Consider the following 21,525-nt stretch of genomic DNA (forward strand, 5'->3'; position numbering starts at 1 on the left):
CTCACACGCGTGGTTCACAAACTAGGCCCCCGGGCGCACAACCTCAAGACCTCCGCGAGACGGATCTCGCCGAGGGCCGCCGCGTGCGCGGCAGCCGGGACCCTGGCATCAACCGCTCCATCTCGGACCACCCGTCGTCAGAGGTCTCCTGTCGCGTCACTGTTCACGGTTGAGCTCAGCCGCTGACGGGATCCTCAGTCGGTTGGATTGCCATCAACCGGCGGCCTGATGGAGGCCGGCCCGACGCGCACGCAGCAGCCGCCCTCCAGCGGCTCCAGCCACGTCTCGCGTGGATCGCTCGCTCCGGCGCTGAGCGCTGCGACATAGGCCACGTTGGCCGAGCAGATCACGTCGGTGTGGCGGCTCGACAGGCGGTGGAACGGGCAGTTGGCGAGCACGTAACCGCCCTGGTCGTCGTCGACCGGCTCGTAGCCGAGATCGCCGAGGGTGTCGCCCAGCGGCCGGGTCGCATCGCTGCCACGCGCGCCGTTCTCGGCTGCGACACTCAGCAAGCACTCCCGAACGGGTCGTCCCGTGCCGTCGGAGAGCTCGACCGCGCTCGCGAGCAGCTCGCCGGCCAGGTCGTACCGCCGGGGAGGGATGGTCGCCGCGAACTCATCGCGAGCGAGGGAGTAGAACTTCGCCGGGCGCCCCGAGCCCGGGCCGCGCCTGTCGCCGCGATGACGGAACTCCGCGACCAGCACGCCGGAGTCGACCAGCTTCTCGAGGTGGAAGGCCCCAGTGGCCCGCGGAACACCCACGCGGTCGGCGAGCTCGTCGCGCCCCAACGGCTCGCCGGAGGCCTCCAGGAGGCGCACCAGCTCACGGCGCACGGGCTCTGCGAGCGCCGCGACCGCGGTCAGATCATCGTTGGTCATGCACCCATCATAGCTCTAAAAAAGTAGTTCTTGACAAAAGAAGAGACGCGTACGTATCCTCGCCCCAGAAGCTCGGGACAGCACGAAGCCGGAGGACAGCACGAGGAGGCCACGATGTCGCTGACGACAGAGTTCCATGAGGACCACCCACCGCTCCGCCCGGTCCACGACCCGCTGCCAGGACCGTGGACGGGCACAATCGACCGGCCGCGCGCCGAGGCCGCGATCGCCGACCTCCTGAACGCGCTCGGGCGCGACACCGCCGACCCGCAGCTGACCGACACCCCACGGCGGGTGGCAGCCGCCTTCGCCGAGCTGCTCGACGCTCCGCCGCTGCGGCCGACCACCTTCCCGAACGACGACGACTACGACGACCTGGTGCTGTTGCGCGACATCCCGTTCACCTCGCTGTGCGCGCACCACCTGATGCCGTTTCGCGGCGTGGCCCACGTCGGCTATCTGCCCGGCGATCGGCTGCTCGGCCTCTCGAAGCTCGCCCGTGCCGTCGAGCATTTCTCGCGCGACCTACAGCTTCAGGAACGACTGACGGTGCAGGTCGCCGACTGGCTCGACGCCGAGCTGGAGCCGCGCGGGGTCGGAGTGGTGCTGGAGGCCGAGCACCTCTGCATGGCGGTGCGCGGCGTGCGCGCTCCCGGCGCCATGACCCGCACCTCGCGGTTCACGGGCGAGCTCGCAGGCCCAGGAGCGCGTCGCTTCGACGACGCACGCCGCTTCGCTGTGGGGAGGGCCGAGCGATGAACTCACCGTTCCAGATCGCGATCGTCGGAGCCTCCCTCGCCGGCGCCACCGCTGCGACCGCCTTGCGGGAGGCCGGCTACGACGGCGCCATCCGGCTGTTCGGCGCCGAGAGTCACCTGCCCTACATCCGTCCGCCGCTCTCCAAGGGCTACCTCGCTGGCACCGACCTCCGTGCCTCCCTCGACGTACACGAGGAGGCCTGGTATCGCGACAACGACATCGACCTCCACCTCGGCACGCGCATCGCGCGACTCGACCCGACGGCCGGCACGGTGACCGACTCCGACAGGATGACCCACCGCTTCGACCGGGCCCTGCTGGCGACCGGCTCGGTCCCGCGTCGACTGCCCATCCGAGGCGCCGACCTCGACGGTGTGCTCTCGCTGCGCACCCTCGACGACAGCGACCGGCTGCGCGAGATCATCGCGGGTGGCGGCCGGGAGGTCGTGCTGATCGGCTCCGGCTGGATCGGGATGGAGGTGGCGGCGAGCGCTCGCACTCTCGGCAACGAGGTCACCATCCTGGAGCGCGACCCGATCCCGCTGGCGGGCGCGCTCGGCGACGAACTCGGCAGCTACTTCGCCGACGTGCACGCGGCGCACGGTGTCGGCATCCGGACCTGCGTCGAGGTCGACTCCATCGCCGGCGAGGGCGGCCACGCCACCGGCGTGCGCCTGGCGGACGGCGACGTGGTGCCCGCCGACGTCGTGATCGTCGGTGTCGGCGCTGTGCCCGTCATCGAGTTGGCCGAGCACGCAGGGCTCGCGGTCCGCAACGGCGTGCTCACCGATTCGTCGCTGCGGACGAGCGCGCCGAACGTGTGGGCCGCTGGCGACATAGCGTTCGCCGTCCACCCGCTGATCGACGGGAGGCTGCGCAGCGAGCACTGGGCCAACGCGATCGATGGGGGCACGACCGCCGCCAGGGCAATGCTCGGCGAGCGCGTCGAGCACGACGCCGTGCCGTACTTCTTCACCGATCAGTTCGACGTGGGGATGGAGTACGCCGGCTTCGCGCCGCTCACCGCGGGTGCTGAGGTGGTCTACCGCGGGGAGCCGTCCTCCGGCTCGTTCATCGCCTTCTGGCTGCGCGAGAACCGGGTGGTCGCCGGCATGAACGTGAACGTCTGGGACGTCAACGACGACATCAAGTCGCTCGTGGCCTCACGCGCTCCGGTCGCTCGCGAGCGCCTTCGCGATCCGGACCTCCCCCTTCCGGACCTCCTGAGCGCCCCGGGGTCTCAGGCCGCGGGGTCTCGGGCCGCGGAGACTCAGGCCGCGAAGTCTCAGACCGTCGAGGGGCGGGCCGCATCGTGACCACGACCGCCACCGCGTCCGCCCAGCCCGCCGAGGGGCACGTTAGTGCCCCTAAAATGCGGTTTTAGGGGCGATAACGTGCCCCTCGGCGGGCTAGCGTGCGCTGGCCGCGCGCTCAGCGCCCCTCGTCGGTCTCCTCGGTGTCGGCCTCCTCGGTGCTCTCCTCCTTCTCGGGGTGCGCTTCGTGCTCCGCCTTCGGGTAGTTCCCGATGCGCTGATGGGTGCTCCTCACGATCGGAGGCCTCCCCTCACGCTGAGAGCCCACGTATGCGCCCGCGATCTCGGTGTCGGGCCCCGGGTGCCCTTCGCCCTCGGTGTACTGACCGTGGACGGTGCGGCCTTCTGCCGTCTCGGGCTCGGCCTGGGTGTACCGGCCCTCGACCGCGTCGCGTTCCTGCGCTTCGACCATGTCGATCGCCTCCTTAGTTGCGACATCGCAATTATCCCCCGATGGCTACCCGCACGGAAGGGGGCGAACGGCGCTCCAAGGCGGCTCGCGCGTCCATCAGCCGCACGTCCGTACGCATAGCCGGCGATACGCGGTAGAACTAGAGGGTGAGTCACGACGACCAGCACGCCAGAGAAGTCGACGCCGCACTCCGGGCGGCCGATGTGATGATGCGGGTGGCCGCGCGGTCCGTGTCCGAGGTGGAGGACATCGTCACGTCACCGCAGCTGCGCGTGCTGGTGATGATCGCGACGCACGGGCCGCAGACTCTCGGCAACGTCGCGACCGAACTGGGCGTGCACGCCTCCAACGCCACCCGCACGTGCGAGAAGCTGGTGCGCGCCGGATTGGTCCACCGCACCGAAGATCCCGACGACCGCCGCTTCGTGCGCGTCGCGCTGACCTCCGCCGGCGCCGAGCTGGTGCAGCGCGTCATCGGTCACCGCCGGTCCGCTCTGGCGGAGGTTCTGGCCGAGATGGACCCCGACGAGCGAAGCGTCGCGGTGGCGTCGTTCCGCGCCTTCGCCCGCGCGGCAGGCGACCTGCCCGACGCGGACGGGCGGTTCACCCTGCTGCTGCCCGGAACGGCGGGCGTCTAGACGGTTTGGAGTGACCCTCTTCGGGTGAGGGGGTTACGGGACGGGGCCACGCTCACAAAACTCGTGGGTTACCGGGTGGAGGTGGTCCGCCCGGCCTATCCGACAGTTGTGGGAGGCCCCGTGTTCACTGAGCGTACGAGTGTTGGACTGGATGTGCATGCTCGTTCCGTCGCGGCAGCGGCGATTGATGTGTGACAGGCGAGTTGTTTCAGGCGAAGCTGCCGCCGGGCAGCGATCGGATTCTGGAATGGGTGCGGGGTCTGCCGGGCCCGATCGCGGTCGCATATGAGGCAGGCCCGACGGGGTTCGGGTTGTGTTGACGGCCGCGGGGGTGCGTTGCGTAGTCGCGGCTCCATCGAAGCTGCAAATCCCAGCGGGGATCCGGTGAAGACCAACGCGACAGACGCCGTGCACCTGGCCCGGTTGCTGCGGTTGGATGAGGTCACCCCGGTCTCGGTCCCCTCTGCCGATCAGGAAGCCGCACGGGATCTGGTGCGGGCCCGGGAAGACTGCAGGGGCGATCTGATGCGTTCCCGTCATCGGCTGAGCAAACTGTTGCTGCGACAGGGGCTCGTCTACGACGAGGGTGCCGCGTGGACGACTAAACATGACCGGTGGCTCACCCAGCAGCACCTGACCGGCTCCGCATCGCGGGCCGCATTCGATGCGGAGTATGAGACCGTACTGCAGATCAAGGCCCGTCGAGACCGACTCGACAAGGCGATCGCAGACCTCGCGAACGATAGCGAGTTCACCCCGATCGGGCGCCGGCTGGGATGCTTGCGTGGGGTGAGCGTGCTGACCGGGATCGCTCGCGGTCGAAATCGGCGACTGGACACGGTTCACGGGGAACAGCATCGGCTCGTTCGTCGGCTTGATGCCCTCCGAGTTCTCCTCGGGTCAGTCTCGAATGCAGGGACCGATCACCAAGACCGGCAATGGACATGCCCGTCGCCTGCTCGTCGAAGCCGCCTGGTGTCGCCGCTCGTGAAGAACTGAACACATTCGCTCTTTGAGAACTGGACACCTACTCCACGATTGGACGGGTGATCTCCTTGGAGCATTGGGCCTTGATTCGGCAGTTGCATCTGGCGGAAGGAGTGCCGAAGGCGCAGATCGCAAGACAGCTCGGGATCTCGCGCACGACGGTGTTGAAGGCGTTGGCTTCGGAGTCGCCGCCGAGGTTCCAGACCCCGGACCGGCCGTCCTCGTTCGACGAGTTCGAGCCGCGGGTGCGGTCGCTGCTGGCCGAGTTCCCGACGATGCCGGCGACGGTGATCGCTGAACGGGTCGGCTGGGCAGGATCGCCGTCGTGGTTCCGGAAAAGGGTTGCGTTGCTACGGCCGGAGTATGCGCCGAAGGATCCTGCGGACCGGTTGGACTACTCCCCGGGCGATCAGGTCCAGTGCGATCTCTGGTTCCCGCCGGTTCGGGTCCCGACCGGGACCGGGGCAGTGGGCGTCGTTCCCGGTGTTGGTGATCGTGGCCTCGTATTCACGGTTCATCACCGCCCGGATGCTGCCGACCCGCAGGACACCGGATCTGCTGGCGGGCATGTGGTCGCTGCTGAGCCAGCAGCTCGGCGCGGTTCCCCGCCGACTGATCTGGGATAACGAGGCCGGCATCGGCCGCCGGAACCATCTCGCGGAGGGCGTCGCTGGGTTCTGCGGGACTCTGGCGACCCGGATGGTTCAGCTCAAACCCTTCGACCCGGAGTCCAAGGGCATCGTCGAACGAGCGAACCAGTACTTGGAGACCTCGTTCATGCCCGGACGGCAGTTCGAGCACCCCGACGACTTCAACGCGCAACTGGTGACCTGGCTGGCCAGAGCGAATCAACGAACGGTGCGATCGCTGCAGGCCAGCCCGACTCAGCTGATCGAGCTCGACCGGAAGGCAATGCTTGTCCTGCCGCCGGTTGATCCGCAGGCCGGGTTCCGCAACCGGATCCGAGTCGGCCGGGACTACTACACGCCCGTCCTCGGCAACGACTACTCCGTCGACCCGGCAGTGATCGATCGGATGGTCGATATCAGCGCCGACCTGGAACGGGTCCAAGCCCGCCTCGCCGGTCGGCTGGTCGCCGACCATCCCCGCAGCTGGGGACGCGCAGGACGGATCACCGACCCCGAACACGTCAGCAACGCCGGCCGGCTGCGAACCGCGTTCCAGCAACCGCGCCCGAAGACCATCGACGATGCCGGGATCCTGCGGGATCTGGCCGACTACGACGCCTTCTTCGGCATCACCCTCGACCAGGAGGAGCACACCGCATGACCACCACCGCTATCAAGCAGATCGACCACCTCGCCCGGGCGCTGAAAGCGCCGCGCATCCAGGAGCACGCCGCCCGGCTGGCCGACCAGGCCCGCGACGCCGGCTGGTCCCACGAAGAATACCTAGCCGCCGTCCTGGACCGGGAAGTCTCCGCCCGGGACTCCTCCGGATCAGAGCTGCGGATCCGGGCGGCGGGGTTCCCCGCCCGCAAGACGATCGAGGACTACGTGTTCGATCACCAACCCGCACTCAAACGCGACACCATCCTTCACCTGGCCGGCGGGGCCTTCCTCGCAGGCGGGCAGAACGTCGTCCTGATCGGCCCGCCCGGAACCGGAAAGACGCACCTGGCGATCGCGCTCGGCATCAGAGCCGCCCACCTCGGCCACCGGGTCCTGTTCGGCACCGCGACCGAATGGGTCACCCGCCTGCAAGCGGCCCACGCGGTCGGCAAGCTCGGCGCCGAACTGGCCAAGCTGCGCCGCTACGGGCTGATCATCGTCGACGAGGTCGGCTACATCCCGATCGAGCAAGACGCCGCGAACCTGTTCTTCCAACTCGTCTCATCCCGCTACGAACACGCGTCGCTGATCCTAACCAGCAACATGCCCTTCGCCCGCTGGGGCGACGTCTTCTCCGACCAGGTCGTCGCCGCGGCCATGATCGACCGCATCGTCCATCACGCCGAAGTCGTCACCTTGAAGGGCTCCAGCTATCGACTCAGAAACACCGAGATCGAGACGCTACCCTCCGTCCGCGCCGAAAACGCGGCAAACTAACCACACACAACTGTTCAGATCTCAAAGAGCGAAACTGACCAGTTCCTAACGAGCGCCGACACCTGGCACCACCAGCCCCAATATCGCCTCGGTGCTGTGCTACGCAGACGGTGGGATCTCACGTCCGCCGCTGCGAGGGCTCGTGGTGATCTCGGGAACCGGCGCGAACATCGCCGTCGCCCGCGAACTCGCCGGCTGGTGCTGGTCGTTGGCCGTCATGAGCGACTGACCCCCTGAGCTGCTTCGTGACCTGACAGGCCGGTGGCAGCGCGAGGAGCGACCCGCGACACAGCTATGAGCAGCCGACATCGTCGACGACGCTCGATCCTAGACACGCGATCCCGCTCCCGCCGAAGAACCATCCTGCGGTAACCAACCCGCGAATATCAGACTGACCGCGCGTCGAAGACACGCTCACCAACCAATCACACCACGAAGCAAGAGGCGCCGCCCAGGAGCACTCCCGGACGGCGCCTCACCACGCCCTCTTAACAAGAAGGCACTACATATCAGCTGTAGCCACACACGACCAGGCCCCCTCCGCCGGATGCGGAAGGGGCCTGGTCGACGTCGAGATCAGAGGACGGAGAATATTCCGCGCGACGTATACCCCCCCGATCCAGGTTCGCGCATGAGGCACACATCCGTGGTGATGTATTCCGGGGCCTTCACGCCGCGGACGATATACCCGCCGCGTGAATCGGTGCTGAACGTCGCAGGGCCACTGAAACCTTCGGGATATACCACCTCGTGCAAGGTCCCCCAGCTCATCGACTGTCCGGGCACGTCGCGAGTCTCGCCCGGGGCGAAGACGGTTATCGCCGGCGTGGTCGACATATTGTTGTAGAGGTCGATGATGCCCGGATCGGCTCGGTTGTACACAGCGACCTCGAACGCTAGGTAGCCGGGGGCAGAGATGTCAAAGAAGCCGCCCGCACCGTCCGCCCGACCGGTGTCAATGGGGGTTAGGATCGGCAGAGCGAAGGCTCCGGTGAGTTGGTCCACCGGCACGGTCTGACCGTTCGTGAACCCGGTCACGTTCTCGTATTGTATGCCCTCGCTAAGCGTTTTCCAGGCGATGCTGACCGTGGCGGGAAGGTCAGCACCGGGTGTGACCCGGTTGACCGTACCGGTGATCGCATATGTTCCTCGCGGAGCGGGGAGGTCCTTACCAGCCGCGTATATCGCCTGGGGCGTCGAGATGTATCCGAGCACCAGTGTGATCGCGACGCTCGCCGTCCCGAAGCCCGGCGCGCTCGCGGTGATCGAACCGTCGAGGGTGCCCGCGCTCACGCCGGCGACGAGGAACTCACCGGTGGCCTGGTCGACAGGAACCGTGACAGGACCGGAGAACCCGTCCGGATACGCGATGCTCACCTCGGCCGGGTACCCCGTACCCGACGTCCGGGTCAGCACCCCACTGAGGGCGAATGTAGACGCCGCACCCGCGTTGACCTCGGACTGCTTGAACGCCATCGTGCCGTTCGCCGCCTGCCCGGTGATGAACGCTACCGCAGTGCGACCACTCGCCGTCGCGGTGACCTCCACCTCGCCCTCCGCCTTCAGCAGCATCGCCGGCGGGTAGGCGACACCGGCATCGTTGGTGGCCTCCGTCACGGTTTGCTCACCATCTGCACCGAAGCCACCAAGCGAAGCGTTGGCGACGGTGAACGTCACCATCACACCCGCCGAAGGGCTATCGTCGGCCAAAACGGTCGCGTAGACGACGTCCGGGGCCAGCATCCCGACCACCGCCGTGGCCGGCGCGTCCAACGTCAGCGTCACGACCGGCCCCGACGCAGCATGCGCGGGCGAAGCGACCGACATCGCGATCACCGGGGCAGCCCAGGCGGCCGCGCCGACGACCGTGCGCCGCCGCAGCATTTTGTCCTGTGTCGTCGCCTCGTCAGCGATCGGATCGGTCGATTTGCTCTCATTCATGGCATTCTCCTATTTTGGGTGCTACGGAGCCCGGCTCACGCTCGCGTGCCCGCGCGACTCGGTCGAGTAGAGGCACCACAGGGCACAGGGCATTGCTCGGCGGAAAGGGTCACCGACGGCCCCAATACAAGGCACTGCATCACTGTTTCGCCGGAGGCCGATCAAATATTATACCATGATTCTAAATGCCATGCGGTTACCCGATCGACCCAGGATCGCACGCGGCGCGACGCCGTCAGGCGAGAGGCTCGGCGCCACAACGCACGCATAGCCCCTGCGCTTTGCGGACCACACCGCACTCGCGGCACCCGAAGGCGAGCCAGCATTCGTCGCCGCCCGCTTCCGCATCCCCACCCGACTCGGAGGGCGGAACCACCGCCCGACCCCCACCCCGCGACCTCAGCGCCCAGTACGACGACGCCGGCGCCAGGTTCGCGGTTCCATCGGCAGTGAGCGACGCCAAGCAAGACGACCCGGGTGTCCGCATACAGGCAGGACGGCCGCACCACGCGATTCTGCCGGCGGGCGTCACCGGCCGTCGGGCACGCCCGCCGCGAGCTCGGCGAACACATCGGCCGCATCGTCGAACCGCGACAGCCCGGCGCTCTGACCCATCCAGAGCGAAAGCAGCTCCGGTCGGTCGCCCTGCGCCTGCGCCGCGCGGCGGAACACGCCGGTGAGGATGTGCGGAAGGGGCCTGGTCGACGTCGAGATCAGAGGACGGAGAATATTCCGCGCGACGTATACCCCCCCGATCCAGGTTCGCGCATGAGGCACACATCCGTGGTGATGTATTCCGGGGCCTTCACGCCGCGGACGATATACCCGCCGCGTGAATCGGTGCTGAACGTCGCAGGGCCACTGAAACCTTCGGGATATACCACCTCGTGCAAGGTCCCCCAGCTCATCGACTGTCCGGGCACGTCGCGAGTCTCGCCCGGGGCGAAGACGGTTATCGCCGGCGTGGTCGACATATTGTTGTAGAGGTCGATGATGCCCGGATCGGCTCGGTTGTACACAGCGACCTCGAACGCTAGGTAGCCGGGGGCAGAGATGTCAAAGAAGCCGCCCGCACCGTCCGCCCGACCGGTGTCAATGGGGGTTAGGATCGGCAGAGCGAAGGCTCCGGTGAGTTGGTCCACCGGCACGGTCTGACCGTTCGTGAACCCGGTCACGTTCTCGTATTGTATGCCCTCGCTAAGCGTTTTCCAGGCGATGCTGACCGTGGCGGGAAGGTTGGCACCGGGTGTGACCCGGTTGACCGTACCGGTGATCGCATATGTTCCTCGCGGAGCGGGGAGGTCCTTACCAGCCCCGTATATCGCCTGGGGCGTCGAGATGTATCCGAGCACCAGTGTGATCGCGACGCTCGCCGTCCCGAAGCCCGGCGCGCTCGCGATGATCGAACCGTCGAGGGTGCCCGCGCTCACGCCGGCGACGAGGAACTCACCGGTGGCCTGGTCGACAGGAACCGTGACAGGACCGGAGAACCCGTCCGGATACGCGATGCTCACCTCGGCCGGGTACCCCGTACCCGACGTCCGGGTCAGCACCCCACTGAGGGCGAATGTAGACGCCGCAGCCGCGTTGACCTCGGACTGCTTGAACGCCATCGTGCCGTTCGCCGCCTGCCCGGTGATGAGCGCTACCGCAGTGCGACCACTCGCCGTCGCGGTGACCTCCACCTCGCCCTCCGCCTTCAGCAGCATCGCCGGCGGGTAGGCGACACCGGCATCGTTGGTGGCCTCCGTCACGGTTTGCTCACCATCTGCACCGAAGCCACCAAGCGAAGCGTTGGCGACGGTGAACGTCACCATCACACCCGCCGCAGGGCTATCGTCGGCCAAAACGGTCGCGTAGACGACGTCCGGGGCCAGCATCCCGACCACCGCCGTGGCCGGCGCGTCCAACGTCAGCGTCACGACCGGCCCCGACGAAGCATGCGCGGGCGAAGCGACCGACATCGCGATCACCGGGGCAGCCCAGGCGGCCGTGCCGACGACCGTGCGCCGCCGCAGCATTTTGTCCCGTGTCGTCGCCTCGTCAGCGATCGGATCGGTCGATTTGCTCTCATTCATGGAATTCTCCTATTTTGGGTACTACGGAGCCCGGCTCACGCTCGCGTGCCCGCGCGACTCGGTCGAGTAGAGGCACCACAGGGCACACGGCATTGCTCGGCGGAAAGGGTCACGGACGGCCCCGATACAAGGCACTGCATCACTGTTTCGCCCGGAGGCCGAGCATATAGAATACCATGGTTCTAAATGCCATGCGGTTACCCGATCGACCCAGGATCGCACGCGGCGCGACGCCGTCAGGCGAGAGGCTCGGCGCCACAACGCACGCATAGCCCCTGCGCTTTGCGGACCACACCGCACTCGCGGCACCCGAAGGCGAGCCAGCATTCGTCGCCGCCCGCTTCCGCATCCCCACCCGACTCGGAGGGCGGAACCACCGCCCGACCCCCACCCCGCGACCTCAGCGCCCAGTACGACGACGCCGGCGCCAGGTTCGCGGTTCCATCGGCAGTGAGCGACGCCAAGCAAGACGACCCGGGTGTCCGCATACAGGCAGGACGGCCGCACCACGCGATTCTGCCGGCGGGCGTCACCGGCCGTCGGGCACGCCCGCCGCGAGCTCGGCGAACACATCGGCCGCATCGTCGAACCGCGACAGCCCGGCGCTCTGACCCATCCAGAGCGAAAGCAGCTCCGGTCGGTCGCCCTGCGCCTGCGCCGCGCGGCGGAACACGCCGGTGAGGATGTTCTGCAGCGGGAAAGTCGCGCCCGCACCGCTCTGCTCGATCGAGCGCACGGCGCGGTTCGGGAGGCCGCGGGCGACCCGGCCGCTCATGGCGCGGGTGAGCACGGTGTCAGTGGCGAGCGCGGCGCGGATGCGCTCGCGGTGGATCGCCGGCGCCGCGGACTGCGCCGTGGCGAGGAAGACCGTACCGGCCTGCACCGCCGAGGCTCCGAGCGCGAACGCGGCGGCCACGCCCCGGCGGTCGGCGATCCCACCCGCCGCGATCACCGGGATGCCGACGGCGTCCACGACCTGCGGGATGAGTGAGAGGCCGCCCACCAGGCTCCGCTCCGACTCGAGAAGGAACGAGGACCGGTGGCCCGCAGCCTCGGCTCCGGAAGCGACGACGGCGTCCACGCCCCCGGCCTCCTGAGCCCGCGCCTCGTCGACCGTCGTCGCGGCACCGATGACCACGATCCCCCGGCGGTGCGCCTCCTCGACCACGTTGCGCGACGGCACGCCGAACACGAAGCTGAGCGCGGCCGGTCTGGCGTCGAGGGCGGCCTCCAGCTGCTCGTCGAACCGGGGAAGCGGCGCGACGGGCCACTCGGGAGGCCGCACCCCGGCCTCCGCGTACAACTCGGCCATCCCCTCGACGGCGCGGTCGAACTCTCCACGATCGAACGCCGCGGGATCGTGCTCCCCGGCCTCCCGGTGCGGCAGCCAGAGGTTGAGCGCGAAGGGGCGATCAGTGCGAGCGCGCAGTTCGGTCGCCGTCGCGCGGATTCGGTCGCCGTCGAATCCGTACAGCCCGTACGAGCCCAGACCGCCCGCCGTGCTCACGGCCGCGGTCAGGTCGATGGATGAGAGCCCGCCGAACGGACCCAGCACCACCGGCACGTCGATTCCCAGCCGGCTGGTCAGACTCATTCACACGTCTCCCGATCTGTGCGCGTGCGCAAAAAGACTTCATTGCACAATCGCACATATTGGCGTACCACTGATCATATCGGCGCGATGGCGCGCCAGGACGCGCACCAGCGCGCCCGTACCTGTTCCCGTGCGGAGGTGCGGAAATGAGCGATGACACGATCCCTGTCCTGGTCCGGGGCTGGGGCCTCAAACGGCGCGGAGGGCTCTGGGGCGAATGCCTCGCTGAGTTCCTCGGGACGTTCGTCCTGATCGCGTTCGGTGACGGAGTGGTGGCGATGGCCGTCGCGGCACTCCCCGGGTCGGGCCGAACCGAAGGCCCGACGACCTTCTTCCTGGGCACCGGCGACTGGCTCCTGATCACGTGGGGATGGGCGATGGCCGTCGTCTTCGGCGTCTACATCGCCGGAGGCGTGAGCGGCGCTCACCTGAACCCGGCCGTGACACTCGCCTTCGCGGTGCGACGCGGATTCGCCTGGGTGAAGGTCCTCCCTTACATGGCGTCCCAGCTGCTCGGCGCGTTCGTCGCAGCAGCCCTCGTGCTCGGCGTCTACGCTCCCGCGATCGGGGCGTTCGATGCAGCGAGCAAAGGTGCGAAGGTGAACGGCCACACGTTGGCGTCGTTCTCGATCTTCGCGACCTTCCCCGCCCCGTATTACAACGGCAACATGTGGGGGCCGCTGTTCGACCAGATCGTCGGGACGATGTTCCTGGTCCTCCTGATCGTCGCCGTCATCGACATGCGCAACACGGCGGTGCAGTCGAACCTCGGCCCGCTGATCGTCGGCTTCGCCGTCGCCGCCATCGGCATGTCGTACGGCGCCAACGCAGGCTACGCGATCAACCCGGCTCGTGACCTCGGGCCGCGTCTGCTCGCCTGGGTCGCCGGCTGGGGGAATCTCGCGGTGCCCGGAAACGGGGCCTGGTTCAGCGGCTACATGTGGGTGCCCATCCTCGGGCCGCTGATCGGCGGCGTGATCGGCGTGCTCGTGTACGACCTCTTCGTCGGCGACGTCCTGCACGCGCGCCTGCTGCGGGCGAAGCCGCTCGTGCCCGGGCGCGTACCCGCGGACATCGCCGCCGACGCTGCCGCGGCGGACGCGGCCCTCGCGGCCGAGCGGCCGCCGGGCCCAGACACACCTGAGCCGGACATCGTGACCCGCGCCGACACCCGCGCGCCTCGCCGCGGCGGCGGGCCGCGCTCACCGAACGGCCGGTGAGCGGCACCCGGCGGGCATCGCCGAGCTGCCGGACGCGGCCGCGCGCCGCGCCCGGTAGCGTCATGGTGTGGACTCAGCGGCCGAGGTGGTGATCGAGGTCCCGACCGCGGCCGGCCAGGGGCGCCTGACCGTGGCGGCGGCCGCTCAGCCCCGTGCGCTGCTCTGGATCGGCCATGGTGCGGGCGGTGGCATCGGTGCGGCCGATCTCGTGGCGCTCGCCTCCGAACTCCCCTCCACCGGGATCACCGTGGCCCGGTACGAGCAGCCCTGGCGGGTCGCCGGCAGGCGGGTGGCCTCCCGCGCGCCCGCGCTCGACGCCGCCTGGCTCGAGACCGCACCCGCCGTCGATGAGCTCGCGGGCGGCCTCCCGGTGATCGTGGGCGGTCGTAGCGCTGGAGCACGCGTGGCCTGCCGCACCGCCGGCGCCACCGGAGCCGCCGCCGTGCTGTGCCTGGCGTTTCCCCTCCATCCGCCCGGCCGGCCCGACGCCTCGCGCCTCGACGAACTGCTGACGCCGACGGTGCCCACCCTCGTGCTGCAGGGCGATCGCGACACCTTCGGCGGCGCCGAGCTGTTGCGCGCCGCGGTGGAGGCCGCGCCCGGCGACCGCGCGAGCCTCCGCGTCGTGACTGTGCCCGGTGCCGACCACGGGATGAAGACGCTGAAGTCGTCGCCGTTCGGCGCCCGCGATGTGCGCGAGCTGATCGTGGCGACGACCTCCGCGTTCATCGACGATGTGCTGTCGGCGCCCACCTCCCGCTGACCCCCTCCCGCCTCCCTGCCGCTCGCCCTTTTGAGGCGCGAAGAAAAAATTGCTATTCAGTGTTGCTAACTACTGGTACTCGGCGTTACTATCTAGTGGTAGTCAACAGCACTGAGTAGTTAGGAGGGCGTCATGGGCAAGCAGACCACCGAGATGCTGAAGGGCACTCTCGAGGGCATCGTCCTCGCCATCCTGTCGACCCGGTCCGCGTACGGATACGAGATCACCTCGTGGCTGCGTGACCAGGGGTTCGACGACATCGCCGAGGGCACCGTGTACGCCCTGCTCGTCCGAGTGGAGCAGCGCGGCCTCGTCGACGTAGAGAAGGTCCCGTCCGAGAAGGGGCCGCCCCGCAAGGTGTACTCGCTCAACGCAGCGGGACGCGAATACCTCGAAGAATTCTGGAGGACCTGGAGCTTCCTCGCAGAACGGCTTGAACAGCTCCGAGATGGAGGACACTGAAATGGCGTCGAAGTGGATCGAGCTGGTCACCGGATCGCTCGAGCAGAAGAAGCAGTACCGGCAGCTCAAGGCCCGCCTGGAGGCTCTCCCCGAGCCCTACAACGGCGTCGCGAAGGCGGTCAACCGCTACCTCATGTACAACGGCGGCATCGTCGACGGCGACACGATCATGACGATGATGGGCGACTTCGTCGACCTCTTCGAGCGTGCGGCCACCGACGGCACGCCGATCCGCGAGATCGTCGGCGACGACCCGGTCGAGTTCGCCGACGAGTTCGCCGCCGCCTACGTCGGCACCCGCTGGATCGACAAGGAGCGCGCCCGCCTCACCGAGGCCGTCGAGGCGGCCGAACGAGCCCAGGAGAAGGAATGATGACCCCGACCACGACAGCCGCACCCGCCATCCAGGTGCGCGGCCTCGAGAAGTCCTACAAAGACCTCCACGTGCTGCGCGGCGTCGACTTCGACGTCGAGAAGGGCACCATCTTCGGCCTCCTCGGCTCGAACGGCGCCGGCAAGACCACCGCGGTGAAGATCCTGTCCACCCTGCTCAGGGGAGACACCGGAACCGCGACCGTCAACGGGTTCGACGTCGCCCGCCAGTCCGACGACGTGCGGAGGTCGATCAGCCTCACCGGGCAGTTCGCCGCCGTCGACGAGATCCTCAGCGGACGCGAGAACCTCATCCTGGTCGCCCGCCTCCGCCACCTGAAGAACCCCGCCGGCATCGCCGACGACCTGCTGGCCCGCTTCTCACTGACCGACGCAGGCGGCCGCAAGGTGGGCACGTATTCGGGAGGTATGCGCCGCCGCCTCGACATCGCGATGAGCCTCATCGGCGACCCGCCGGTGGTGTTCCTCGACGAGCCGACGACCGGACTCGACCCGCAAGCGCGCCTCGAGGTCTGGGAGACGGTCAAGCGCCTCGCCGGCCGCGGCACCACCGTGTTGCTCACCACGCAGTACCTCGACGAGGCGGAGCAGCTCGCCGACCGCATCGCGATCCTCCACGAGGGCCGCATCATCGCGAACGGCACGCTCGCCGAGCTCAAGCAGCTCCTCCCCCCGGCCCAGGTCGAGTACGTGGAGAAGCAGCCCAGCCTCGAGGACGTGTTCCTCGCCATCGTCGGACCAGCGGCCTCCACGCAGACCCCGGCCCCCGAGACCTCGAAGGAGTCCTGATGTCCACCGCGAACTTCGTCGCAGACACCACAGTCCTCACCGGGCGGTCCATGAAGCACATCACGCGCAGCCTGGACACGATCATCACGGTCACCATCGTGCCGATCGCCCTCATGCTGCTGTTCGTGTTCGTCCTCGGCGGCGCGATCAACACCGGTCCGGACACCGGTTCGTACGTGAACTACCTGCTGCCCGGGATCATGCTGATCACGATCGCCTCCGGCATCTCGTACACGTCGTACCGACTGTTCATGGACCTGCAAGGAGGGATCTTCGAGCGGTTCCAGTCGATGCCGATCGCCCGGTCGAGCATCCTGTGGGCGCACGTGCTCACCTCGCTGGTCGCCAACATGATCTCGGTCGTGCTGGTCGTGCTGGTGGCGCTGCTGATCGGCTTCCGCACCGGGGCGAGCGCGCTCGCCTGGCTGGGGGTCGCCGGCATCCTCGTCCTGTTCACCTTGGCGCTGACCTGGGTGGCCGTCATCGCCGGCCTCTCGGCGAAGAGCGTGGATGGTGCGGGGGCGTTCGCCTACCCGTTGATCTTCCTGCCGTTCATCAGCTCGGCGTTCGTGCCCACGAACACCATGCCGGCTCCGGTGGCGTGGTTCGCCGAGCACCAGCCGGTGACGCCGATCGTCGACACGATCCGGGCGCTCTTCGCCGAGCAGCCGGTCAGCGGGGACATCTGGATCGCCCTCGCCTGGTGCGTCGGCATCCTCGTGGTCGCCTACGGCTTCGCGATGTCGATCTACCGGCGGCGGATCAGCCGCGGGTGAGCCGGGCCCTCCATCTCCCAGCGACGAGACGGCCGCCGATCCTGAGGGGTCGGCGGCCGTCTCTCGTCTCTCAGCCGGCCATGCGGGCTCAGCCGAGCTCGCGGCGCATGATCCAGCGGACGCTGCCGCCGGAGTGGGCTTCTGTGGCCTGCAGCCGGGCGAAACCGTGCTTCTCGAACAGCTCGACGGTTCCGACGTAGCCGCTGATGACGTCCACGCGTTCGCCGGCGGTGTCGACCGGGTAGCCCTCCACGATCGCCGCGCCCTTCGCGCGTGCGTGCTCGACCGCGCCGTCGAGGAGGTCGTGCATCAGCCCGCGCTTGCGGAAGCCTCCGCGCACGACGAAGCAGACGATCGACCACGGGTCGAGCTCCTCGTCGACATGCGGGATGGTGCGCGAGTTCATCAGCCGCCGATAGGTCGACTTGGGCGCGACGGAGCACCAGCCGGCGACCTCCCCGTCGGCGTACACCAGCACGCCCGGCCCCGGCTCGGTCTCGCACTCGCGGTGCATGTAGTCGATGCGCTCAGGCATCGGCAGTCGTGCGTCGCGATACGACATGCAGACGCAGCCGCCGCCGCCCGGCTTGCGCGGCACCATGAAGCTGGCGAAGTCGTCCCAGCGACCGGTCGCGGGCAGCACCTCGATCGACATGCCCCGAGCGTACCCGGGAGGACCGACAGTGCCGAGCGTGGCGTGTCCGTCGAGCACGCCGCCGGGGACAGCGGGAGGATCGTGGAGTGTCCAGCGACCTCCTCACGCGCATCCACTCCCCCGAGTTCCAGGCGATGTCGGAGCGGGTGCTTCGCGCGACCGAGCTGACGTCGCGCTTGAATGTCCTGCCGTTCGACGACGAGGCGGGCAAGGCGGAGCTTTTCGAGCAGATCCTGGGCCGCCCGCTGCCCGAGCGGGTGACGATCTACCCGCCGTTCTTCACCGACCACGGGCTGAACCTCCAGCTGGCGGAGCGGGTCTTCATCAACCAGAACTGCACGTTCCTCGACTACGCCGGCATCCGGCTGGCCGAGCGCGTGATGATCGCGCCGAAGGTCACCTTCATCACGGTCGGGCACCCGGTCGACGTGGAGGACCGCCGCAACTGGCTGACCGGCGGCCCCATCGACGTCGCCGAGAACGTCTGGATCGGCGCGGGCGCGACGATCCTCCCGGGCGTCACGATCGGACGGGACGCGGTGATCGCGGCCGGCGCGGTGATCGCGGAGGACGTGCCCGCGGGGACACTGGTGGCAGGGCCGAAGGGGCGGGTGCTGCGGGAGTTCTGAGGCGGGCCGCCTCTCACCCATTGCGCGAATCGATGGAGGCCGGGTAGCGCCACGGCGGCGGCAGCGGCGTAGGGTGCGGCACCATGGACGACATCACGAACCCGCCGAGCAGCGCCCGGCGTCCGAAACGTTCGGAGCTCGCCGACTTCGCCGACCGGCTTCGTGGGCAGCTCGCCAGCCTCCCGGTGGGCGAGTTCCCCGGCACCATCGCCACGATCGACGCCGGGCATCTCGCCCGCAACCTCGCCACGGGGGTGAACCTCACCCTCCCGTCGGCCATCGCCACCGGCGACGTGCTGTTCGCGCCCGACCTCAACCCGGCGTTCTTCTACTCGTGGGACGTCCACCCCAGCCAGCCGCCGGACTGGTTCCGGATCTCGCTGCGCTTCACGCCGTCGGACTTCGCCATCACCGAGCCGCACGCCTACGACATCGGCTGGACCGTCGTCCCGTTCTTCCTCGACCTGGGCGCGACGGTGACGATCGAGGCGTCGGCCAACACCGGCGCGGGCCCGCAGAGTTGGACACTGGATCAGCCTCAGGTGCGCACCCTCCACCTCGGCACCGCTTCGATCGACCCCGGCGACACGATGCACGTGGACCTCGTGCGGGGCAGCGCTACCGGCAGCTGGATCTGGCTGCAGACGACGATCGCGTATGCGCGGCTGACGTCGGAACCGTGACCCCTCGAACCGCAGATTCGGCACGGCCGAGAGCGGGACGGTGCAAGTGGTCGTCCGGCGGGCGTAGCTCGATCGGGGCGCGCGACTCACCGCGAATCGCGCGAATATCTGCGCTATTCGCATCTTTCGGGGCGAATGTGCGCGATCTACGACACGCTTTCACAGATCACTGCACACCGTCTCAGAGTGCCCCGAGGCGCTGCAACCACTCAGCGAGGAGATGACGGTCGCCCGCTTCGCAACGGAACCCGATGTAGCCATCCGGGCGCACTGCGACGAGCTCCGTGCCCGGACGGTCGTCAAGTCGGTGCCGATGCAGCATCGGCCCCGTCGGCAGGGTGTCGTCCGCGGCGTCGTCCGGAACGTCCCTTCCGAGCAGGAGATGGATGCCGGGACTCGCGGTCAGCTGGTGAAGGCGCGCCGTACCTCCGTCCACCACGACGGTCTGGTCGGGAAGCCTGTCGCCGGGCCGTGACCGGCGCCCTCCACGCGGCAGGGCGTCGCGCGAGATCGGACTGTGCCGGTAGCGCACATACGGCTGGGCGAGGAGCCTGACGGCCGCCGCGGTGAGGAGCCTCTGACGCATGAGCAGCGGCAGCAGCGGAGCGACGACAGGCAGAAGCACGCCCCGGCCGAGCCGCGCGACCGGGTTGGGTGAGGCCTCAGCGAAGAAGATGAGATGCGTGAGCACCAGAACCTCCTGAGCTGCCCGGCGGCGCTCCACTTCGTACGAATCGAGCAGTTCCGGCGTGGGCGAGCCTGTCGCTGCGAAACCGAGCTTCCAGCCGAGGTTGACGGCGTCGAGGATGCCGTTGTTCATCCCCTGCCCGCCAGCCGGCGAGTGCGCGTGAGCCGCGTCGCCGGCAAGGAAGAGCGACCCTCTCCGGAACACGCTCGCCACGCGATGCTGCAACGGCACACGGGCGGACCAGCTGACCCGCTCGATCGTCCCGGCGAGGCCTGTTCCGCGGAGCAGCAGCCGTACCTCGTCCGCAGGCACACTGGGCCCCAGCTGGCCGAACGATCCGGAGGCCGCTGCGCGGGCGGGACGCGTGGCGAGCATGCGCCAGGTGGCCCCCTCGCCGAGAGCGAAGAGGAACGTCAGGCCCGAAGGTCCGACAGCCACGTGGAGCAGTCCGGGCTCCAGCGCCGAGCCCAGCTCGATGTCGGCCAGGATCGCCTCCACCCGGTACGGCGCGCCACGCCACGCCGCACCGACGAGCGTGCGCACCGTGCTCGTCTGCCCGTCGCATCCGACGACGAACCGGGACCGATGCTGCGTGTCGCGGCTCCCGGGCGACCGCAGCACGGCGCGGACGCCGCCCTCTCCGCCGCCGATGGCGCGGGGGCCCACGAACTCCGTTCCCCATTCCACACGGATCCCGCGCGCGAGCAGAGCAGAGCACAGCACGTCCTCCACGTCGGCCTGACGCACGAGCGTCAGATGAGGAAAGGCCGTGTCGGAAAGGTCCACGCGCCCCAGTCGGACCTGCACCGCCCTGACTCCGAGATGAAGCCGGACCTCCGGCGACGTGTCGGCCCTGTCGAGAAGCTCGGTCGTGACCCCGAGCGGACGCAGACATTCGAGGGCACGGGCGTGGAGCATCATCGCCCTCGACGGACGGAAGAGCTGCGAACGCCGGTCGACGATCCGCACACTCGCGCCGTGAGCACTCGCTTCGAGTGCCGTCGTCAGCCCTGTCGGCCCGGCTCCGACGACGAGGACATCGGTGTCGGTCGTCATGACGACCCGGTCAGGCACCACCAGGCGTCGGCGGCCGACTCGCCCGCCACCACCGACAACAGGGCAGGCTCGACGAGGACTTGGTCGCGGGTGAGTCCCGGCACCACGTGATACCGGATCGAGCCCGGGACACACCCGATTTCGAGGACCCGCCACAAGGAGGAGGCATAGCGCTGAGCGCTCTGCGGGCCGTCCCACTCGTACACACCCCGGTACACGCCGTTCGAGTCATGGGCGCACCAGAGCTTGGAGACCAGGCCCGGGAACCCGACGAAAAGCGGGGTGTTGAGCACGCTCTCGACCTCGAAGAGGCGATGCGCCGGGCCGCTGACAAGGCGGAGGGTGAAGGCGACCACGAGGAGGCACGGATCGGACGGTGGAGCGACGTCGACTCTCGTCTCCCGAAACACCCGTGCGGTGCTGCCGTCGGCGAAGCGCAGAATCCTGCCCACGTTGTCCTGCGGAAGGTGCACCCTGCGCAGCGCCAGCATGGCGAAACTCATGCCGACGCACCGTGCCACTGCCGCCCAGGCAGGCACGCGCGGAGCCGGGCCTGACCGGCCGGCATCGTCGGTACGAGCTGTGATGGACTCCGCGGCCCTGGACCCTGGTATCGTTCGGCCGCGCCGGCGATCCAGGAACAGCAGCGGACCCGTCAGGATCAGGAAGACCCCTGCGCTGATCGCCGAGAGCCCGACCACCCGCCGTGTCCGCGATGGGGCGGTACTGCGCTTGAGCTTCT

At 68.7% G+C, this 21,525-nt stretch carries 22 protein-coding genes and 2 pseudogenes; 15 read left to right on the forward strand and 9 right to left on the reverse strand.

Translation table 11 applies throughout. The features are described 5' to 3' along the window. Nucleotides 1-194: 194 nt before the first annotated feature. Entirely contained in the window at nt 195-878 is a 684-nt protein-coding gene (locus ACPPVW_RS00870; RefSeq protein ID WP_426624685.1) for a helix-turn-helix transcriptional regulator, read from the reverse strand. A gap of 114 nt (nt 879-992) precedes the next feature. Between ACPPVW_RS00870 and folE the strand changes: the two genes are divergently transcribed. Both folE and ACPPVW_RS00880 read left to right on the forward strand, forming a co-directional pair. After that, nucleotides 993-1,637: a GTP cyclohydrolase I gene (gene folE, locus ACPPVW_RS00875; RefSeq protein ID WP_426624686.1), complete on the forward strand. Its 645-nt coding sequence runs from the start codon at nt 993-995 to the stop codon at nt 1,635-1,637. Continuing rightward, a complete protein-coding gene (locus ACPPVW_RS00880; protein ID WP_426624687.1) occupies nt 1,634-2,953 on the forward strand; it encodes an NAD(P)/FAD-dependent oxidoreductase in 1,320 nt (439 codons plus the stop codon). The genes folE and ACPPVW_RS00880 overlap by 4 nt, the downstream gene beginning before the upstream one ends. 115 nt (nt 2,954-3,068) lie before the next feature. Here the strand turns inward: ACPPVW_RS00880 and ACPPVW_RS00885 are convergent, their stop codons facing one another. Further along, on the reverse strand, nt 3,069-3,362 hold the full coding sequence (locus ACPPVW_RS00885; protein WP_426624688.1) for a hypothetical protein: 294 nt from the start codon (nt 3,360-3,362) through the stop codon (nt 3,069-3,071). A 146-nt stretch (nt 3,363-3,508) separates the two neighbouring features. Here ACPPVW_RS00885 and ACPPVW_RS00890 point away from each other — a divergent pair, with 146 nt between their 5' ends. The 5 genes and pseudogenes from ACPPVW_RS00890 to ACPPVW_RS00910 all read left to right on the forward strand — a co-directional run bounded on the left by ACPPVW_RS00890 (nt 3,509) and on the right by ACPPVW_RS00910 (nt 7,285). Further along, nucleotides 3,509-4,000: a MarR family transcriptional regulator gene (locus ACPPVW_RS00890; protein ID WP_426624689.1), complete on the forward strand. Its 492-nt coding sequence runs from the start codon at nt 3,509-3,511 to the stop codon at nt 3,998-4,000. Nucleotides 4,001-4,120: 120 nt separating this feature from the next. Continuing rightward, nucleotides 4,121-4,985: pseudogene (locus ACPPVW_RS00895) on the forward strand (IS110 family transposase); the annotation flags it as partial. 70 nt (nt 4,986-5,055) lie between these two features. Continuing rightward, nucleotides 5,056-6,277: pseudogene (gene istA / locus ACPPVW_RS00900) on the forward strand (IS21 family transposase). Continuing rightward, entirely contained in the window at nt 6,274-7,056 is a 783-nt protein-coding gene (gene istB, locus ACPPVW_RS00905) for an IS21-like element helper ATPase IstB (protein WP_426624690.1), read from the forward strand. Before istA ends, istB begins: the two are co-directional and overlap by 4 nt. Before the next feature lie 91 nt (nt 7,057-7,147). Then, complete coding sequence (locus ACPPVW_RS00910) at nt 7,148-7,285, forward strand: hypothetical protein (RefSeq protein WP_426624691.1); 138 nt, start codon at nt 7,148-7,150, stop codon at nt 7,283-7,285. A 347-nt stretch (nt 7,286-7,632) separates the two neighbouring features. Here the strand turns inward: ACPPVW_RS00910 and ACPPVW_RS00915 are convergent, their stop codons facing one another. The 4 genes from ACPPVW_RS00915 to ACPPVW_RS00930 form a co-directional block, all read right to left on the reverse strand. Beyond that, nucleotides 7,633-8,997: a hypothetical protein gene (locus ACPPVW_RS00915; protein ID WP_426624692.1), complete on the reverse strand. Its 1,365-nt coding sequence runs from the start codon at nt 8,995-8,997 to the stop codon at nt 7,633-7,635. Nucleotides 8,998-9,525: 528 nt separating this feature from the next. Continuing rightward, on the reverse strand, nt 9,526-9,669 hold the full coding sequence (locus tag ACPPVW_RS00920; RefSeq protein WP_426624693.1) for a hypothetical protein: 144 nt from the start codon (nt 9,667-9,669) through the stop codon (nt 9,526-9,528). Between the two features lie 41 nt (nt 9,670-9,710). After that, entirely contained in the window at nt 9,711-11,075 is a 1,365-nt protein-coding gene (locus ACPPVW_RS00925; RefSeq protein WP_426624694.1) for a hypothetical protein, read from the reverse strand. Nucleotides 11,076-11,604: 529 nt separating this feature from the next. After that, on the reverse strand, nt 11,605-12,669 hold the full coding sequence (locus ACPPVW_RS00930) for an NAD(P)H-dependent flavin oxidoreductase (protein ID WP_426624695.1): 1,065 nt from the start codon (nt 12,667-12,669) through the stop codon (nt 11,605-11,607). Nucleotides 12,670-12,815: 146 nt separating this feature from the next. On the opposite strand from ACPPVW_RS00930, the gene ACPPVW_RS00935 reads away from it, so the two are divergent. The 6 genes from ACPPVW_RS00935 to ACPPVW_RS00960 all read left to right on the forward strand — a co-directional run bounded on the left by ACPPVW_RS00935 (nt 12,816) and on the right by ACPPVW_RS00960 (nt 17,072). Next, on the forward strand, nt 12,816-13,889 hold the full coding sequence (locus ACPPVW_RS00935) for an MIP/aquaporin family protein (protein ID WP_426624696.1): 1,074 nt from the start codon (nt 12,816-12,818) through the stop codon (nt 13,887-13,889). A gap of 67 nt (nt 13,890-13,956) precedes the next feature. Then, complete coding sequence (locus tag ACPPVW_RS00940; protein WP_426624697.1) at nt 13,957-14,652, forward strand: alpha/beta family hydrolase; 696 nt, start codon at nt 13,957-13,959, stop codon at nt 14,650-14,652. A gap of 132 nt (nt 14,653-14,784) precedes the next feature. Continuing rightward, nucleotides 14,785-15,114 carry a PadR family transcriptional regulator gene (locus tag ACPPVW_RS00945; RefSeq protein WP_426624698.1) on the forward strand — a complete coding sequence of 110 codons (330 nt, stop codon included), beginning with the start codon at nt 14,785-14,787 and terminating at the stop codon, nt 15,112-15,114. A gap of 1 nt (nt 15,115) precedes the next feature. Continuing rightward, a complete protein-coding gene (locus ACPPVW_RS00950) occupies nt 15,116-15,487 on the forward strand; it encodes a DUF1048 domain-containing protein (protein WP_426624699.1) in 372 nt (123 codons plus the stop codon). Beyond that, nucleotides 15,487-16,296 (forward strand): ABC transporter ATP-binding protein, encoded by an 810-nt coding sequence (locus tag ACPPVW_RS00955; protein ID WP_426626226.1) that lies wholly within the window; start codon nt 15,487-15,489, stop codon nt 16,294-16,296. Before ACPPVW_RS00950 ends, ACPPVW_RS00955 begins: the two co-directional genes overlap by 1 nt. Continuing rightward, the gene (locus tag ACPPVW_RS00960) at nt 16,296-17,072 is read left to right on the forward strand and encodes an ABC transporter permease (RefSeq protein ID WP_426624700.1); all 777 of its coding nucleotides are present in this window, start codon (nt 16,296-16,298) and stop codon (nt 17,070-17,072) included. The genes ACPPVW_RS00955 and ACPPVW_RS00960 overlap by 1 nt, the downstream gene beginning before the upstream one ends. Nucleotides 17,073-17,160: 88 nt before the next feature. Here the strand turns inward: ACPPVW_RS00960 and ACPPVW_RS00965 are convergent, their stop codons facing one another. Further along, nucleotides 17,161-17,727: a GNAT family N-acetyltransferase gene (locus tag ACPPVW_RS00965; RefSeq protein WP_426624701.1), complete on the reverse strand. Its 567-nt coding sequence runs from the start codon at nt 17,725-17,727 to the stop codon at nt 17,161-17,163. Between the two features lie 86 nt (nt 17,728-17,813). On the opposite strand from ACPPVW_RS00965, the gene ACPPVW_RS00970 reads away from it, so the two are divergent. Further along, complete coding sequence (locus ACPPVW_RS00970; protein WP_426624702.1) at nt 17,814-18,356, forward strand: DapH/DapD/GlmU-related protein; 543 nt, start codon at nt 17,814-17,816, stop codon at nt 18,354-18,356. A gap of 83 nt (nt 18,357-18,439) precedes the next feature. Beyond that, the gene (locus ACPPVW_RS00975; protein ID WP_426624703.1) at nt 18,440-19,039 is read left to right on the forward strand and encodes a hypothetical protein; all 600 of its coding nucleotides are present in this window, start codon (nt 18,440-18,442) and stop codon (nt 19,037-19,039) included. Between the two features lie 181 nt (nt 19,040-19,220). Here ACPPVW_RS00975 and ACPPVW_RS00980 read toward each other — a convergent pair whose 3' ends face one another. Further along, nucleotides 19,221-20,783 carry an FAD-dependent monooxygenase gene (locus ACPPVW_RS00980; RefSeq protein ID WP_426624704.1) on the reverse strand — a complete coding sequence of 521 codons (1,563 nt, stop codon included), beginning with the start codon at nt 20,781-20,783 and terminating at the stop codon, nt 19,221-19,223. Beyond that, nucleotides 20,780-21,286 (reverse strand): hypothetical protein, encoded by a 507-nt coding sequence (locus ACPPVW_RS00985; protein WP_426624705.1) that lies wholly within the window; start codon nt 21,284-21,286, stop codon nt 20,780-20,782. Before ACPPVW_RS00985 ends, ACPPVW_RS00980 begins: the two co-directional genes overlap by 4 nt. Nucleotides 21,287-21,525 lie beyond the last annotated feature (239 nt).

The organism is Leifsonia sp. McL0607, assembly GCF_049993355.1.
Taxonomy (GTDB): Bacteria; Actinomycetota; Actinomycetes; order Actinomycetales; family Microbacteriaceae; genus Leifsonia.

Bases quoted from the DNA above. Each gene is read 5' to 3' on its own strand.
- ACPPVW_RS00870 (WP_426624685.1), bottom strand. From the start codon at position 878: ATGACCAACGATGATCTGACCGCGGTCGCGGCGCTCGCAGAGCCCGTG.
- folE (WP_426624686.1), top strand. From the start codon at position 993: ATGTCGCTGACGACAGAGTTCCATGAGGACCACCCACCGCTCCGCCCG.
- ACPPVW_RS00880 (WP_426624687.1), top strand. From the start codon at position 1,634: ATGAACTCACCGTTCCAGATCGCGATCGTCGGAGCCTCCCTCGCCGGC.
- ACPPVW_RS00885 (WP_426624688.1), bottom strand. From the start codon at position 3,362: ATGGTCGAAGCGCAGGAACGCGACGCGGTCGAGGGCCGGTACACCCAG.
- istB (WP_426624690.1), top strand. From the start codon at position 6,274: ATGACCACCACCGCTATCAAGCAGATCGACCACCTCGCCCGGGCGCTG.
- ACPPVW_RS00915 (WP_426624692.1), bottom strand. From the start codon at position 8,997: ATGAATGAGAGCAAATCGACCGATCCGATCGCTGACGAGGCGACGACA.
- ACPPVW_RS00925 (WP_426624694.1), bottom strand. From the start codon at position 11,075: ATGAATGAGAGCAAATCGACCGATCCGATCGCTGACGAGGCGACGACA.
- ACPPVW_RS00930 (WP_426624695.1), bottom strand. From the start codon at position 12,669: ATGAGTCTGACCAGCCGGCTGGGAATCGACGTGCCGGTGGTGCTGGGT.
- ACPPVW_RS00935 (WP_426624696.1), top strand. From the start codon at position 12,816: ATGAGCGATGACACGATCCCTGTCCTGGTCCGGGGCTGGGGCCTCAAA.
- ACPPVW_RS00945 (WP_426624698.1), top strand. From the start codon at position 14,785: ATGGGCAAGCAGACCACCGAGATGCTGAAGGGCACTCTCGAGGGCATC.
- ACPPVW_RS00950 (WP_426624699.1), top strand. From the start codon at position 15,116: ATGGCGTCGAAGTGGATCGAGCTGGTCACCGGATCGCTCGAGCAGAAG.
- ACPPVW_RS00955 (WP_426626226.1), top strand. From the start codon at position 15,487: ATGACCCCGACCACGACAGCCGCACCCGCCATCCAGGTGCGCGGCCTC.
- ACPPVW_RS00960 (WP_426624700.1), top strand. From the start codon at position 16,296: ATGTCCACCGCGAACTTCGTCGCAGACACCACAGTCCTCACCGGGCGG.
- ACPPVW_RS00965 (WP_426624701.1), bottom strand. From the start codon at position 17,727: ATGTCGATCGAGGTGCTGCCCGCGACCGGTCGCTGGGACGACTTCGCC.
- ACPPVW_RS00975 (WP_426624703.1), top strand. From the start codon at position 18,440: ATGGACGACATCACGAACCCGCCGAGCAGCGCCCGGCGTCCGAAACGT.
- ACPPVW_RS00980 (WP_426624704.1), bottom strand. From the start codon at position 20,783: ATGACGACCGACACCGATGTCCTCGTCGTCGGAGCCGGGCCGACAGGG.
- ACPPVW_RS00985 (WP_426624705.1), bottom strand. From the start codon at position 21,286: ATGAGTTTCGCCATGCTGGCGCTGCGCAGGGTGCACCTTCCGCAGGAC.